Annotated in this window: 13 protein-coding genes and 1 other annotated feature; of the genes, 8 read left to right on the forward strand and 5 right to left on the reverse strand. The window is 45.5% G+C overall.

Annotated elements, in window-relative coordinates; translation table 11 throughout:
• The first annotated feature begins 39 nt into the window (after positions 1 to 39).
• Positions 40 to 254, forward strand: a binding site (T-box leader).
• Positions 255 to 363: 109 nt separating this feature from the next.
• Both leuS and NYE22_RS05985 read left to right on the forward strand, forming a co-directional pair.
• Positions 364 to 2,778 carry a leucine--tRNA ligase gene (gene leuS, locus NYE22_RS05980; protein ID WP_342412382.1) on the forward strand — a complete coding sequence of 805 codons (2,415 nt, stop codon included), beginning with the start codon at positions 364 to 366 and terminating at the stop codon, positions 2,776 to 2,778.
• 115 nt (positions 2,779 to 2,893) lie between these two features.
• On the forward strand, positions 2,894 to 3,205 hold the full coding sequence (locus tag NYE22_RS05985) for a rhodanese-like domain-containing protein (RefSeq protein WP_004398993.1): 312 nt from the start codon (positions 2,894 to 2,896) through the stop codon (positions 3,203 to 3,205).
• Positions 3,206 to 3,226: 21 nt separating this feature from the next.
• Here NYE22_RS05985 and melA read toward each other — a convergent pair whose 3' ends face one another.
• Genes melA through NYE22_RS06010 form a run of 5 tightly spaced genes read right to left on the reverse strand, consistent with a single transcriptional unit; the run spans position 3,227 to position 8,624 of the window.
• A complete protein-coding gene (melA, locus tag NYE22_RS05990; protein WP_161986274.1) occupies positions 3,227 to 4,525 on the reverse strand; it encodes an alpha-galactosidase MelA in 1,299 nt (432 codons plus the stop codon).
• A gap of 19 nt (positions 4,526 to 4,544) precedes the next feature.
• Entirely contained in the window at positions 4,545 to 5,375 is an 831-nt protein-coding gene (locus NYE22_RS05995) for a carbohydrate ABC transporter permease (RefSeq protein WP_014480612.1), read from the reverse strand.
• Positions 5,372 to 6,283, reverse strand: coding sequence for a sugar ABC transporter permease (locus NYE22_RS06000; protein WP_015251409.1), 912 nt, complete (start codon positions 6,281 to 6,283; stop codon positions 5,372 to 5,374). Before NYE22_RS06000 ends, NYE22_RS05995 begins: the two co-directional genes overlap by 4 nt.
• Positions 6,276 to 7,556 carry an ABC transporter substrate-binding protein gene (locus tag NYE22_RS06005; protein ID WP_072173633.1) on the reverse strand — a complete coding sequence of 427 codons (1,281 nt, stop codon included), beginning with the start codon at positions 7,554 to 7,556 and terminating at the stop codon, positions 6,276 to 6,278. Before NYE22_RS06005 ends, NYE22_RS06000 begins: the two co-directional genes overlap by 8 nt.
• A gap of 33 nt (positions 7,557 to 7,589) precedes the next feature.
• Positions 7,590 to 8,624, reverse strand: coding sequence for a LacI family DNA-binding transcriptional regulator (locus tag NYE22_RS06010; RefSeq protein WP_342412383.1), 1,035 nt, complete (start codon positions 8,622 to 8,624; stop codon positions 7,590 to 7,592).
• Positions 8,625 to 8,841: 217 nt separating this feature from the next.
• On the opposite strand from NYE22_RS06010, the gene NYE22_RS06015 reads away from it, so the two are divergent.
• The 6 genes from NYE22_RS06015 to bioB all read left to right on the forward strand — a co-directional run bounded on the left by NYE22_RS06015 (position 8,842) and on the right by bioB (position 14,924).
• Positions 8,842 to 9,741: an alpha/beta hydrolase gene (locus NYE22_RS06015; protein ID WP_161986272.1), complete on the forward strand. Its 900-nt coding sequence runs from the start codon at positions 8,842 to 8,844 to the stop codon at positions 9,739 to 9,741.
• A gap of 209 nt (positions 9,742 to 9,950) precedes the next feature.
• Entirely contained in the window at positions 9,951 to 10,727 is a 777-nt protein-coding gene (bioW, locus tag NYE22_RS06020; RefSeq protein ID WP_134981907.1) for a 6-carboxyhexanoate--CoA ligase, read from the forward strand.
• Positions 10,717 to 12,063, forward strand: a complete 1,347-nt coding sequence (gene bioA, locus NYE22_RS06025; RefSeq protein ID WP_137200942.1) for an adenosylmethionine--8-amino-7-oxononanoate transaminase — start codon at positions 10,717 to 10,719, stop codon at positions 12,061 to 12,063. The genes bioW and bioA overlap by 11 nt, the downstream gene beginning before the upstream one ends.
• Entirely contained in the window at positions 12,053 to 13,222 is a 1,170-nt protein-coding gene (gene bioF / locus NYE22_RS06030) for an 8-amino-7-oxononanoate synthase (protein WP_161986271.1), read from the forward strand. Before bioA ends, bioF begins: the two co-directional genes overlap by 11 nt.
• Positions 13,219 to 13,914: a dethiobiotin synthase gene (gene bioD, locus NYE22_RS06035; protein ID WP_024572242.1), complete on the forward strand. Its 696-nt coding sequence runs from the start codon at positions 13,219 to 13,221 to the stop codon at positions 13,912 to 13,914. The genes bioF and bioD overlap by 4 nt, the downstream gene beginning before the upstream one ends.
• Positions 13,915 to 13,916: 2 nt before the next feature.
• Complete coding sequence (gene bioB / locus NYE22_RS06040) at positions 13,917 to 14,924, forward strand: biotin synthase BioB (protein ID WP_086344214.1); 1,008 nt, start codon at positions 13,917 to 13,919, stop codon at positions 14,922 to 14,924.
• Positions 14,925 to 14,961: the final 37 nt, after the last annotated feature.

The following is a 14,961-nucleotide window of genomic DNA, read 5'->3' on the forward strand; positions in this document are numbered from 1 at the left end:
GAACAGAATTCTATAAAATACAGTTAGATTACGGTTGCGATAAGAACAATGAAGAGGAGCAGTAAGAAACAGATATTGTTGCAGAGAGTTGACGGCTGGTGAAAGTCAATCAAGTTTGTTTCCGAACTCACCTCAGAGTTGCAGCGGTGAAAAGCCGCTGACGCATAACTGCGTTAAAAGTATCAAGTGAGTGCGGCGTATGCCGCGCTAACGAGGGTGGTACCGCGGGAAAACGAAAGTCTCTCGTCCCTTTTTGGGATGAGGGAGTTTTTTTTAGTTTGGGAATATTCTGAATATAATCCTCTCCTTCCCGTCAATACTTGAACCATACACGCCGTATTCAATCAGAAGGAGGTTTTTACTTTGAGTTTTCAGCACAAAGAGATAGAAAAGAAATGGCAAACATATTGGCTTGAAAACAAAACATTTGCCACTCTTGATAATAATGAAAAACAAAAATTTTACGCGCTGGACATGTTTCCTTATCCGTCTGGAGCTGGGTTGCACGTCGGCCATCCTGAAGGATACACAGCTACGGATATTCTGTCCCGCATGAAGCGCATGCAGGGCTATGATGTCCTTCATCCAATGGGCTGGGACGCATTCGGCCTGCCAGCTGAACAATACGCCCTTGACACAGGGAACGACCCTGCTGTGTTTACGAAGCAGAATATTGATAACTTCCGCCGCCAAATTCAAGCGCTTGGCTTCTCATATGACTGGGATCGCGAAATCAATACGACTGACCCTGAATACTATAAATGGACGCAATGGATTTTCTTAAAGCTATACGAAAAAGGCCTTGCTTACGTTGACGAAGTGCCTGTAAACTGGTGCCCTGCGCTCGGTACTGTTCTTGCCAACGAAGAAGTCATTGACGGCAAGAGCGAACGCGGCGGCCATCCGGTAGAGAGACGCCCAATGAAGCAGTGGATGCTGAAAATCACCGCTTATGCGGACAGGCTCCTTGAGGATTTGGAAGAGCTTGATTGGCCGGAAAGCATTAAAGATATGCAGCGCAACTGGATCGGCCGTTCGGAAGGCGCTCACGTTCATTTTGCTATAGATGGACATGATGATTCCTTTACGGTGTTTACAACAAGACCAGATACGCTGTTTGGCGCTACATACACTGTCCTTGCCCCGGAACACGCATTGGTGGAAAACATCACAACGGCTGAGCAAAAAGAAGCTGTTGAAGCTTATATCAAAGAAATTCAATCAAAGAGTGACCTTGAACGCACAGATCTTGCGAAAACAAAGACAGGCGTATTCACAGGAGCGTATGCGATCAATCCTGTAAACGGAGAAAAACTGCCGATTTGGATTGCGGATTATGTTCTTGCATCATACGGAACAGGTGCTGTCATGGCAGTTCCAGGCCACGACGAGCGTGATTTTGAATTCGCCAAAACATTTGGCCTTCCGGTGAAGGAAGTCGTAAAAGGCGGGAACGTTGAGGAAGCAGCTTATACTGGCGACGGCGAGCACGTGAACTCTGATTTCCTGAACGGCCTTCACAAACAGGAAGCGATTGAGAAAGTGATCGCTTGGCTGGAAGAAACGAAAAACGGTGAGAAGAAAGTGACGTACCGTCTTCGTGACTGGCTCTTCAGCCGCCAGCGTTATTGGGGCGAGCCGATTCCGGTCATTCATTGGGAAGACGGAACGTCAACAGCTGTCCCGGAAGAGGAGCTGCCGCTGATTTTGCCGAAAACGGATGAAATCAAACCGAGCGGAACGGGCGAATCACCGCTTGCGAACATTAAAGAGTGGGTGGAAGTCACAGACCCTGAGACAGGGAAAAAAGGAAGAAGAGAAACGAATACAATGCCGCAATGGGCGGGAAGCTGCTGGTATTTCTTGCGCTATATTGATCCGCACAATCCGGATCAGCTGGCATCACCAGAAAAATTGGAAAAATGGCTTCCGGTCGATATGTATATCGGCGGTGCGGAGCATGCCGTGCTTCACCTTCTGTATGCGCGCTTCTGGCATAAGTTCCTTTATGATATCGGCGTAGTGCCGACGAAAGAACCGTTCCAAAAGCTGTACAACCAAGGAATGATTCTCGGCGAAAATAACGAAAAAATGAGTAAATCTAAAGGGAACGTTGTCAACCCTGACGAAATCGTGTCCTCTCACGGCGCTGATACGCTGAGATTGTACGAAATGTTCATGGGACCTCTTGATGCTTCAATCGCCTGGTCTGAATCAGGATTAGACGGTGCGCGTCGTTTCCTTGACCGTGTATGGCGCCTATTTGTTGAAGAAAACGGTGAGCTTAATGGCAAAATCGTTGAAGGCGCTGGTGAAACATTGGAGCGCGTCTATCATGAAACGGTTATGAAAGTCACAGACCATTATGAAGGCCTTCGTTTCAACACAGGTATTTCCCAGCTGATGGTCTTTATTAATGAAGCTTATAAAGCAACAGAACTGCCGAAAGAATATATGGAAGGCTTCGTGAAGCTTCTTTCTCCTATCGCGCCACACTTAGCGGAAGAGCTTTGGGAGAAGCTTGGCCATTCCGGCACAATTGCCTACGAAGCTTGGCCTGTATATGATGAAACAAAACTTGTGGATGATGAAGTTGAAATCGTTGTTCAGCTGAACGGAAAAGTAAAAGCGAAATTACAGGTTCCTGCCGATGCAACGAAAGAACAGCTGGAACAGCTTGCTCAAGCAGATGAAAAGGTCAAAGAGCAGCTTAAAGGCAAAACGATTCGGAAAATCATCGCGGTGCCCGGCAAGCTTGTCAATATTGTGGCAAACTAAGCCTAGAAAAAATCCCCTTTGCCAAAAGGGGATTTTTTTCATCAGTCTCAGAATAGCAATCGTTCAGCTGACTTTGATATACTGAACATGATCACTGTGAATAGGAGTGTTTTCTTTGGAAATAAAAGAAATCAGCACAGCCGCTTTGAAAGAAAAAATTGAGGCGGACGAAGAATTATATTTAATTGATGTCAGAGAAGATGAAGAGGTAGCGGAAGGCATGATCCCGCAAGCCGTTCATATTCGCATGGGGGATATTCCTGAAAAAATGGAAACCCTTGATAAAGACAAAGAGTACGTATTTATCTGCCGCTCAGGAATGCGCAGCATGAACGTCTGCAAGTACCTGGATGAGCAAGGCTTTAAAACAGTCAATGTTGAAGGCGGCATGATGGCCTGGGAAGGCGAAACAAAACCAAAAAACTAGGGGAGAGCGGTCCCCTAGTTTTTATTTGTATTCCGGAAGCCAATCGCCGTGTGCTGCAAATAAATCGTCGCACATGGAGATGATGTCCTTCATGGAAAGCTCCGCGCTTGTATGCGGATCAAGCATTGCAGCTTGGTAAACCGCTTCTTTTTTCCGTGTGACAGCCGCTTCGATTGTCATCAGCTGTGTATTAATATTCGTCCGGTTTAAGGCGGCAAGCTGCTCAGGCAGTTCTCCGGCGAAGCACGGTGTAATTTTTTTTCTGTCGGCGACGCATGTCACTTCCACAACCGCTTTTGAAGGAAGGTTGGTGATCAGCCCTGTATTCAAGACGTTTCCTCCGAAGGTGAATGGTTCGTTTGTTTCCATTGCTTCTATAATTCTTGAACCATATTCCTTTGAGCGTTCGTGCGTAAGGTTTTTATTGTTGACGATGTCATCCCGCATTTTCTCCCAATTTTCAATTTGCTTGACGCACCTTCTCGGATATTCGTCGAGCGGGATTTGCAGCTCGCTGATCAATTCAGGGTAATTCCGTTTAATAAAGTATGGGTGATACTCTGCGTTATGTTCGGACGATTCCGTGACATAATAGCCGAACTTATCCATTAATTCAAACCGCACCATATCATGATGCTTTGTTTTTTGTTTTTCTTTCGCTCTCCTTTTGATTTCTGGATATAAATCTGTGCCGTCTTTTTTGACTTCCAAAAGCCAAGCCATATGATTGATTCCTGCGATGCGTTCCTCAATTCCGTCATGCTCCATTCCGAGAGCTTTAAATAAATCCTTCGTGCACACTTGAACACTGTGGCAGAGCCCGATTGTTTTGATATTGGTATAGCGGAGCATGGCGCCTGTAAGGGTGGCCATTGGATTTGTATAGTTTAAGAACCATGCGTCAGGGCACATTTCCTCCATATCTTTTGCGATATCAAATAAGACCGGGATTGTTCTGAGAGATCTGAATATCCCGCCGATGCCGACTGTATCGGCGATCGTCTGGCGCAGCCCATGCCGTTTAGGAATCTCGAAATCGATGACTGTGCTCGGTTTGTATCCTCCAACCTGAATCGCATTGATGACATAGCCTGCGTTTTGCAAGGCGAGTTTTCTGTCATCATAGCTGTTGATGGCCACACTTGGGTTATAACGGTCTCTTAGATTTTCGAGCATGAGCTGGGATTCCTGCAGGCGTTTGGGATCAATGTCGTAAAGAGCGAACTCAAATCCATTCAGTGCCTCTGTTAACAGGCAGTCTCCCAAAACATTTTTGGCGAAAATCGTGCTCCCTGCACCGATAAATGTAATCTTTTTCATATTGCTTCCTCCTTTAATGTTAACCCTTTACCGCTCCGGAAGACAGGCCGGCAATAAAGTATTTTTGCAGCGCCAAAAACAGAACAACCATCGGCAGCATTGCCATAAGTGCCGCTGCGGCAACTAAATGAAGGTTGTTTGCGTTTTCTCCGAAAAAACCTGCCATGGCTACTGTTAATGTCTGAACCTTTTGATCTTGTAAAAAGAAAATGGCAAATTGATAGTCGTTCCAAATAAAGACACAAGAAATAATACAGATGGTCGCAGTGATCGGCTTCAGCAGAGGAAACACAATCGTAAAAAAGATTTTCAGCATGCCTGCGCCGTCAATTCTTGCGGCTTCTTCAAGCTCTTTTGGAATGGTCGATCGGATAAAGCCTGAATATAAGAATACGGTTAAAGGCATGTAAGCCGCTGTATTGATGAAAATGGCGATTGCGTGTGTATTGACCATTCCGGCGTCCACGACCATTCGGTACAAAGGAACCATGGACGTTAACGGAGGGATGATCATAATGGAAATCAGCAAGGCAAAAACGGCTTTATTCAGTTTCGTTTCCCGCCGGGCAAGCGGGTAGGCGGCAAGTGAGCCGAATATAATTAATAACAAGGCAGAAAAACCTGTGATGATCATGGTGTTTATAAAAGAGTTTCCTAGCGAAGCGCGCTCCCACGCCTCTGAAAAATTATGAAAGGAGATGTCGGCTGGAAATATCCATTTCGAACTGTAGTCTCCTTTTGCTTTCAATGAAGTGGTCAGCAGGATATAAAAAGGAATAAAATGCGCACAGGCCACAATGGCTGCAAGAAGCGTAATGATCCGCATGCTTTTTGTACGGGCGGCTCTCATGACATTTCCGTCTCCTTTCTTTTAAAGTACGCAAGCGCGCAAAAGCTGATGATCAAAATGACAAATGCCATAAATATGCCTTGCGTTGCGGCATAGCCGGCATCCTGCCGTTTGAAATACAAATCATACATAAATGTGGACATGGATTGTGACGCATTTCCGGGGCCGCCAGCGGTGAGTGCAATGATGACGTCAAACAGCTTTAAGCCTCCGATAATGTTGATGACCATATTAATGGTAATGGAGGGCATTAACAGCGGCAGCGTGATGGTAAAAAACTGCTGGCCTTGTTTCGCGCCATCCATTTGCGCCGCTTCATAGTAGTCTTTCGGAATGCTTTGCAGACCGGCTAAGTAGACAACCATAGCGATCCCGACATATTGATAGGTGTTAATCATGACAATGATCCATGGATTGAGCGAGGGACTGGCGAGCGCATTAATAGGGCTGATGCCGAAGACCCCGAGCAAATCGTTGAGCGCGCCTCCGTCATAGGAGAAGAAAAAGTACCAAATGTAGCCCATAATGAGCGGGCTGATCATCACCGGCAAATACACAATTGTTCTTGTTACCGCTTTCGTTTTAATGCTTTGATTTAAGAGCAGAGCGTACAGAAGCCCGACCACATTTTGAAAAAAGGTGCTGCCAAGCCCGTAAAGCAGAGTGTTTTTTAAGATATGCCAAGTATCAGGATCAGAAAACAGCCTTTCATATTGCGCGAATCCAACCCATTGGTAAACTTGTGAAAAGCCGTTCCAGTTTGTAAAGGTAATCAATGTGCCTTTCACAAACGGATAAATCATAAAGACCAGAACGGAGAGCAAAGCAGGAATGTACATCCACCAAAGTGAGGACTGTTTTTTTGGCTTAACCTGTTTCACATGAACGTCCCTTGCGATCTCACTCATTGTTTTCAGCTCCCTGTGTTTCCGATTGCTCCCGGAGTCGTTTATATTCTCTTCCCAGCTTCTGCGAAATGTCTTGAGGCCCCAAAATGTCAGCCGCCAGCTCCTGCCCAACCGTGCCCAGGACATCCCACATTCCGTTTGGCAAGTATAACCGGTCGAAGTAAGGCTCGACTTTGACATCTTGATAATGCTCATAATCGTTTGCGTAGAAAATATCAGCTTTCACATTGGTCAGCCCTGAAGGAAGCGATGTGGCTTCAGCCATTTGTTTGGCATTGGCCGGGCGGGCCATAAATGCGATAAATTCTTTTGCCTCTTTTAATTGAGGCGAATCTTTCCATGCTGCAAGCGTGTAGCGTTCACCGCCGATCCATATCGGGTTATCACCGGGATGTATGGCGGGTGTCGGGATAATGCCGATCTTGACGTTCGGATTGATCTGGGCAACGTCTTGGCCGAGGGTGCCGCCTTGCATTGTAAAGGCGATTTTGTTTTGGGCCATTAATTCAATGAGCTGTGATTTTTTTGCCGTGACGGCGTCGATGTTAATCAATTTTTCTTTCTGCATTTGTTTGAGGATTTCTGATAAATAAGTGAATTTACTCCATTGAAAAGTGCCATTGATGAGCTGTTTTTTTTCATTATGGGCAAGGTCTGTGATGAGAAGAGGTGTAGCGAATTGGTCGTAATATTGAGCGAATGAGCTTTTGTCATAGCCGGCAAACCAGAAGGGAACAATGCTTCCCTTGCTCTTTTCTTTAATCGTTCTCAGTGCTTTGATAAAGTCATCCATGGTTTCCGGCGGAGCAATGCCGTAACGGTCTAAAATATTGCGGTTATACGCCAGACCGTCTTTTGCCTGATTGATCGGATAGGCATACACCTTTCCGCTTTTATTTTTGAGGATGCTGTTTAAATTGGGATCAAGATCTTGAGTCCATTCCATATCCCGGAGATCCGCTGTATATTCACCGTACCTGATTTTCCCCCAGCCATGTGTATCGAATAGATCTGGCAAATCATTGGCCGCCATTCTGACACGCATCATATTTTCATAGTCATTGCCTGGGAAATGAAGGCTGACATGAATGTCACTGTGTTCCTTTTCGAATGCTGCCGCTAGTTTTCTGAACGTATCTCTTTCACTGTCGGTTGACATTGTAGAATAAATGGTTAACGTCTTTTTTGCGGTATCTGCTGAGCTTTTCTCAGCTGAACACCCGGGCAGAACAAGCAGAATAAGAGAGAGAAATAAAACAAAAGTGTGTTTCATCTTTTCCTCCTTATCATCGTGATGAATCTTTGCTTATGTCACCTCCTTTGCTGTACATCCGCAGCTTTGTCTTACGATTAATGTTGTAGGCAGGGTGACATGGTGAGGAAGCGTTCGGCCATTGAGACGGTCAAGCAGCAGTTTTACGCCTGTCCGGCCCATTTCCTCTGTGTATACCTTCACCGTCGTTAAAGGCGTGCTGGCAAATTCAGCTTCCTCAATGCCGTTAAAGCTGACGATTGCGGTATCCCGCGGCACTTGCAGTCCGGCTTCCTGAAGCGCTTTTAATGCGCCGATCGCCATAGAATCGCTGGCAATAAAGAATGATTCCGGCAGATGGCCTTGATCGATTGCTTTCTTCATCAGGCGATAGCCCTCACGCATGCTGTATTCTCCGATCAGCACATGCTCAGGCTGGGGGGCGGCTGACTCCAAAAAAGCGGTCAGGCGTTTATCTTCAATCGTTCTGCGAATGCTTTGGCCGTCCTTCAGCGTATGCTCTTTTTCTTGTCCGCCAATGTAGCCTAACCGTTTGTAGCCTAAGTCGAGAAGGTGATCAATCGCCTGGCGTGAAGCCGATTCAAAATCAATTCCAATCGAATCGTATGCTTGCGGATCTGGTGAATGATTGATAAATACGGCATGCTCCAGCCTCCCGCTGATATGCTTAACCGCTTCATCATGAACACGGCCGATGACAATGACACCATCCAATTCCCGAAAGATATGTTCCTGAAAGGAGCCGAGATGAATCGAATTTGTAATGAAAATTTCCTGTTCAAAGCATTCCTTTTCAATCCCTTTCCGAATGGAAGAAAAATAAGGGTCCTGCCTTTCCTGATCAGGGGACAGACAGCTCAGCACACCGATCAGCGGCTGAGCCCGCTGTTTTTGCCCGCGGGATTTTCGGCGTTTGGCAACGCTTTGATAACCAAGCTCTTCAGCGATGTTGATGACTCTTTGTCTCGTTTCGCCCGCAACAGAAAGCGACTCATCTTCATTTAAAATTCTGGACACAGTTGCGCTGGAAACTTTAGCTTTCAAGGCGATATCTTTAATACGAACCATGGGTATCCCTCTCATCTATTTAGTAAAATATTAACTCATCTGTTTTTGATAAATTGATACTATCATATAAAAGTAAGCGGTTACAATAATTGTTTTCGGAATATTTCGTTATATTTACTAAATATTTAGTAAATGATGTGATTTATGTTGGAAAAATAAAGGGGAACCCAGATCTGTCTCGTAAATGTGAAGTAAGCGAAAAAGGAAGGGTGATGGGATGAGAGTCGAAAGAAGAAAGCAACTGTTTCGTTTGCTTGGTGATTTGCCTGATCGGAGGCCAATCAGTGTTGAGACATTACGTATTGAAGAAAGAGAAGAAAATATTGTTGAAACGCTCCTGCTCGATTTAAATGGACATGAAAAGGTGCCCGCTTATTTTGTGAAGCCGAAGAAAACAGAAGGACCGTGCCCAGCCGTATTGTTTCAGCATTCGCATGGGGGCCAGTATGATAGGGGAAAAAGTGAGCTGATTGAGGGAGCGGATTATTTGAAAACGCCTTCTTTTTCTGATGAGCTTACTTCACTCGGATACGGCGTTCTTGCGATTGATCATTGGGGATTTGGAGATCGGCGGGGAAAAGCGGAAAGCGAGATATTTAAAGAAATGCTTCTCACCGGAAAAGTGATGTGGGGGATGATGATTTATGACAGTTTAAGTGCGTTGGACTATATGCAGTCACGCTCTGATGTTCAGCCTGACAGGATCGGAACCATCGGCATGTCTATGGGAGGTTTGATGGCGTGGTGGACAGCGGCGCTCGATGACCGGATTAAGGTGTGTGTGGATTTGTGCAGCCAGGTGGATCATCACGTGCTGATCAAAACACAGAATCTTGACAGGCACGGCTTTTATTATTACGTCCCATCGCTTGCAAAGCATTTTTCCGCATCGGAGATCCAAAGCCTGATCGCGCCGCGCCCGCACCTTAGTCTTGTTGGTGTACACGACCGGTTAACGCCGGCCGAGGGCGTGGACAAAATCGAAAAAGAATTGACAGCTGTCTATGCTGGACAGGGAGCTTCTGATTGCTACCGAGTGGTCCGTTCTGCTTCGGGACATTTCGAAACAGCAGTTATGAGGCATGAAGCTGTCCGGTTTTTGCAAAAGTGGCTGTGACTGTAAAAAGAATTCGAAAAAGACCGTTTTATGTGAAAACGGTCTTTTTGTTTCCTTTTAACCAACTGCCATAAATCGATGCTTTCTTCTATTGACAGAAACAGGAGAGAATAATATATTCTAATTGTTAACCTTTAAATATAATTAGTTAACAATTAAAGCGAGAAGCACTACACGTTCTTCAGTTATCAGTGAAAGGGCGAGGAATGATGCAAGAAGAAACTTTTTATAGTGTCAGAATGAGGGCTTCTATGAATGGATCTCATGAAGACGGCGGAAAGCATATATCCGGCGGAGAACGGCTTATTCCATTCCATGAGATGAAGCATACAGTCAATGCTTTATTAGAAAAAGGGTTATCCCATTCAAGAGGAAAACCTGATTTTATGCAAATTCAATTTGAAGAGGTACATGAATCGATAAAAACCATTCAGCCATTGCCTGTGTATACGAATGAAGTGAGCTGCCCGGAAGAAGGACAAAAGCTTGCCCGATTGTTATTGGAAAAAGAAGGCGTTTCACGAGACGTGATTGAAAAAGCGTATGAACAAATCCCAGAATGGTCAGATGTCAGGGGTGCGGTGTTGTTTGATATTCATACAGGCAAGCGAATGGATCAAACAAAAGAAAAAGGGGTGCGGGTCTCCAGAATGGACTGGCCGGACGCTAATTTTGAAAAATGGGCGCTTCACAGTCACGTGCCGGCTCATTCAAGAATAAAAGAGGCCCTTGCGCTCGCTTCAAAGGTAAGCCGGCACCCGGCAGCCATTGCAGAATTATGCTGGTCGGACGATCCGGATTACATAACAGGCTATGTTGCGGGTAAGAAAATGGGCTATCAGCGTATTACAGCAATGAAAGAATACGGGACTGAAGAAGGCTGCCGAGTCTTTTTTATTGATGGATCCAATGATGTAAACACGTACATACATGATCTGGAGAAGCAGCCCATTTTAATAGAGTGGGAGGAAGATTATGACTCATGATTTGATAGAAAAAAGTAAAAAGCACCTCTGGCTGCCATTTACCCAAATGAAAGATTATGATGAAAACCCCTTAATCATCGAAAGCGGGACTGGAATCAAAGTCAAAGACATAAATGGCAAGGAATACTATGACGGTTTTTCATCAGTTTGGCTTAATGTCCACGGACACCGCAAAAAAGAACTAGATAACGCCATAAAAAAACAGCTCGGAAAAATTGCGCACTCCACGTTATTGGGCATGACCAATGTTCCAGCAACCCAGCTTGCCGAGACATTAATCGATATCAGCCCAAAAAAGCTCACGCGGGTCTTTTATTCAGACAGCGGCGCAGAAGCGATGGAAATAGCCCTAAAAATGGCGTTTCAGTATTGGAAGAACATCGGGAAGCCCGAGAAACAAAAATTCATCGCAATGAAAAACGGGTATCACGGTGATACGATTGGCGCCGTCAGTGTCGGTTCAATTGAGCTTTTTCACCACGTATACGGCCCGTTGATGTTCGAGAGTTACAAGGCTCCGATTCCTTATGTGTATCGCTCTGAAAGCGGTGATCCTGATGAGTGCCGTGATCAGTGCCTCCGAGAGCTTGAACAGCTGCTTAAGGAACATCACGAGGAAATTGCCGCGCTTTCCATTGAATCAATAGTACAAGGCGCGTCCGGTATGATCGTGATGCCGGAAGGATATTTGGCAGGCGTGCGCGAGCTATGTACAACATACGATGTCTTAATGATCGTTGATGAAGTCGCTACAGGCTTTGGCCGTACAGGAAAAATGTTTGCGTGCGAGCACGAGAATGTCCAGCCTGATCTGATGGCTGCCGGTAAAGGCATTACAGGAGGCTATTTGCCAATTGCCGTTACGTTTGCCACTGAAGACATCTATAAGGCATTCTATGATGATTATGAAAACCTAAAAACCTTTTTCCATGGCCATTCCTATACAGGCAATCAGCTTGGCTGTGCGGTTGCGCTTGAAAATCTGGCATTATTTGAATCTGAAAACATTGTGGAACAAGTAGCGGAAAAAAGTAAAAAGCTCCATTTTCTTCTTCAAGATCTGCACGCTCTTCCTCATGTTGGGGATATTCGGCAGCTTGGCTTTATGTGCGGTGCAGAGCTTGTCCGGTCAACGGAAACCAAAGAACCTTACCCGGCTGATCGGCGGATTGGATACAAAGTTTCCTTAAAAATGAGAGAGTTAGGAATGCTGACAAGGCCGCTTGGGGACGTGATTGCATTTCTTCCTCCTCTTGCCAGCACAGCTGAGGAGCTCACGGAAATGGTTGCCATTATGAAACAAGCGATCCACGAGGTTACGAGCCTTGAAGATTGATTCCTGGTTAAACGAGCGGTTAGACATAGTAAAGGAAGCCGGCGTACACCGTAACCTGCGGTCAATGGATGGAGCGCCGGTTCCAGAGAGGAACATTGATGGAAAAAATCAAACGGTCTGGTCCTCAAACAATTATTTAGGGCTCGCAAGCGATAGACGTTTGATCGATGCAGCCCAAACAGCATTGCAGCAATTTGGGACAGGAAGCAGCGGTTCACGTTTAACGACAGGCAATTCGGTCTGGCATGAAAAGTTAGAAAAGAAGATTGCCAGCTTTAAACGGACAGAAGCGGCCCTGCTGTTTTCGAGCGGTTACTTGGCCAATGTCGGTGTCCTTTCATCCTTGCCAGAAAAGGAAGATGTCATTTTAAGTGACGAGCTCAATCATGCAAGTATTATCGACGGCTGCCGACTTTCTAAGGCTGATACAGTTGTTTATCGGCATATTGATATGAATGATCTTGAAAACAAGCTGAATGAAACACAGCGTTATCAGCGCCGTTTTATCGTAACAGACGGGGTATTCAGCATGGATGGCACAATCGCCCCTCTTGATCAGATCATCTCACTTGCGAAACGCTATCATGCCTTCGTGGTCGTTGATGATGCCCACGCAACAGGAGTTTTGGGCGATTCGGGAGGAGGAACGAGTGAATACTTTGGTGTTTGTCCCGACATTGTGATCGGCACCTTAAGCAAAGCTGTTGGCGCGGAAGGAGGTTTTGCGGCAGGATCAGCGGTCTTCATCGACTTTTTGCTGAACCATGCCAGAACATTTATCTTTCAAACCGCTATTCCGCCAGCCAGCTGTGCGGCTGCTCATGAGGCTTTCAACATCATTGAAGCCAGCAGGGAAAAACGGCAGCTTTTATTTTCTTATATCAGTACGATCAGAACCAGTCTGATGAATATGGGGTATGTGGTGAAAGGAGATCACACACCGATTATTCCTGTAGTCATTGGCGATGCCCATAAAACGGTCCTATTTGCTGAAAAACTGCAGGGCAAGGGAATTTATGCTCCTGCCATTCGGCCGCCGACCGTTGCGCCGGGTGAAAGCCGTATTCGAATTACAATCACGTCTGACCACAGTATGGGTGATATTGATGATTTGCTGAAAACATTTCATTCAATCGGAAAGGAGCTGCATATCATTTGAGGGGTTTTTTTGTGACGGGAACTGATACAGAAGTGGGGAAAACGGTTATATCCAGCGGTCTTGCTGCCTTATTGAAAGAACATAATAGAGATGTCGGTGTGTATAAACCATTTTTAAGCGGGATATCGCGTCATCATCCAGATAGTGATACAAGTCTGCTGAAAGACATGTCGCAGACCAGTCTTTCTCATGAAGACATTACGCCTTTTGCCTTCAAAGCGCCGCTTGCACCATACGTTGCAGGGAAACTTGAAGGAAAGACTGTCACCATGGAAGAGGTTTTAAGCCATTGGGGGCGGATTAGAGAAAAACATGAATGCTTCATCGTAGAAGGTGCAGGCGGTATTTCTGTGCCATTGGGAGAGGACTATTTGGTCAGTCATGTCATAAAAGCGTTGCAGCTTCCCATGATTATTGTGGCACGTCCTCACCTTGGAACCATTAATCATACCTTTTTAACTGTCAAATATGCAGAAAGCATGGGGCTTCCAATTGCCGGAATTATCATCAATGGAATCAGTGACTCTCCTGATGAAGATGAAAAAACCAATCCTGAGATGATTGAGCGCTTATGCGGTGTTCCGATTTTAGGGGTTACGCCAAAGCTTGCCAACGTTACGAAAGAAACGGTTCTACATATGGTAAAAGACCATATCAATCTATCATTACTGATGAATCAAGTGGGGGTATGAGAATGAATCAATGGATGGAACTCGCAGACCGGGTGCTGGCTGGAGCAGAAGTGACTGACGAAGAGGCGCTTTCAATATTAAATTGTCCTGATGAAGATATTTTGCTATTAATGCATGGAGCTTTTCACATCAGAAAACACTTTTATGGAAAAAAAGTAAAGCTCAATATGATTATGAATGCGAAATCCGGGCTCTGCCCGGAAAACTGCGGCTATTGTTCACAGTCTGCGATTTCGAAAGCGCCGATTGAGTCTTACCGGATGGTGAATAAGGAAACGCTGCTTGAAGGCGCGAAGCGGGCGCACGATCTGAATATCGGCACATATTGTATCGTGGCAAGCGGCAGAGGGCCGTCTAACAGAGAAGTGGATCAGGTCGTAGATGCGGTTCAGGAAATTAAAGAGACGTATGGACTGAAGATTTGTGCATGTCTTGGACTGTTGAAGCCAGAGCAGGCGAAGCGGCTCAAAGATGCCGGAGTAGACCGCTATAATCATAATTTGAATACGTCACAGAGAAACCATTCAAACATCACGACCTCACATACATACGATGACAGAGTCAGTACGGTTGAAATCGCAAAAGAATCGGGGCTGTCTCCGTGTTCAGGCGCCATTATCGGGATGAAGGAGACGAAACAGGATGTCATTGACATCGCCAAAAGCTTGAAGGCTCTTGACGCGGATTCCATTCCTGTGAATTTTTTGCATGCAATTGATGGCACGCCGTTAGAAGGCGTCAACGAATTAAACCCGCTGTATTGTTTAAAAGTGCTGGCGCTGTTCCGTTTTATCAATCCATCAAAAGAAATTCGCATTTCCGGGGGAAGAGAGGTCAATCTCCGCTCGTTGCAGCCATTAGGGCTTTACGCCGCAAACTCCATTTTTGTCGGAGATTACTTAACAACTGCCGGGCAAGAGGAGACGGAGGATCATAAAATGCTGAGTGATTTAGGCTTTGAAGTTGAATCAGTCGAAGAAATGAAGGCCAGTTTAAGTGCGAAAAGCTGAAAGAATCAATAAAAGCAATCGGTATGATGTCGATTGC

Source organism: Bacillus sp. FSL K6-1560, assembly GCF_038592935.1.
Lineage (GTDB): Bacteria > Bacillota > Bacilli > Bacillales > Bacillaceae > Bacillus > Bacillus subtilis.

What these genes read in the sequence shown, in the direction of transcription:
- NYE22_RS06010 (WP_342412383.1), bottom strand. Translation starts at nt 8,624, where the DNA reads ATGGTTCGTATTAAAGATATCGCCTTGAAAGCTAAAGTTTCCAGCGCA.
- NYE22_RS06005 (WP_072173633.1), bottom strand. Translation starts at nt 7,556, where the DNA reads ATGAAACACACTTTTGTTTTATTTCTCTCTCTTATTCTGCTTGTTCTG.
- bioB (WP_086344214.1), top strand. Translation starts at nt 13,917, where the DNA reads ATGAATCAATGGATGGAACTCGCAGACCGGGTGCTGGCTGGAGCAGAA.
- melA (WP_161986274.1), bottom strand. Translation starts at nt 4,525, where the DNA reads ATGAAAAAGATTACATTTATCGGTGCAGGGAGCACGATTTTCGCCAAA.
- NYE22_RS05995 (WP_014480612.1), bottom strand. Translation starts at nt 5,375, where the DNA reads ATGAGAGCCGCCCGTACAAAAAGCATGCGGATCATTACGCTTCTTGCA.
- NYE22_RS06000 (WP_015251409.1), bottom strand. Translation starts at nt 6,283, where the DNA reads ATGAGTGAGATCGCAAGGGACGTTCATGTGAAACAGGTTAAGCCAAAA.
- bioW (WP_134981907.1), top strand. Translation starts at nt 9,951, where the DNA reads ATGCAAGAAGAAACTTTTTATAGTGTCAGAATGAGGGCTTCTATGAAT.
- bioA (WP_137200942.1), top strand. Translation starts at nt 10,717, where the DNA reads ATGACTCATGATTTGATAGAAAAAAGTAAAAAGCACCTCTGGCTGCCA.
- NYE22_RS06015 (WP_161986272.1), top strand. Translation starts at nt 8,842, where the DNA reads ATGAGAGTCGAAAGAAGAAAGCAACTGTTTCGTTTGCTTGGTGATTTG.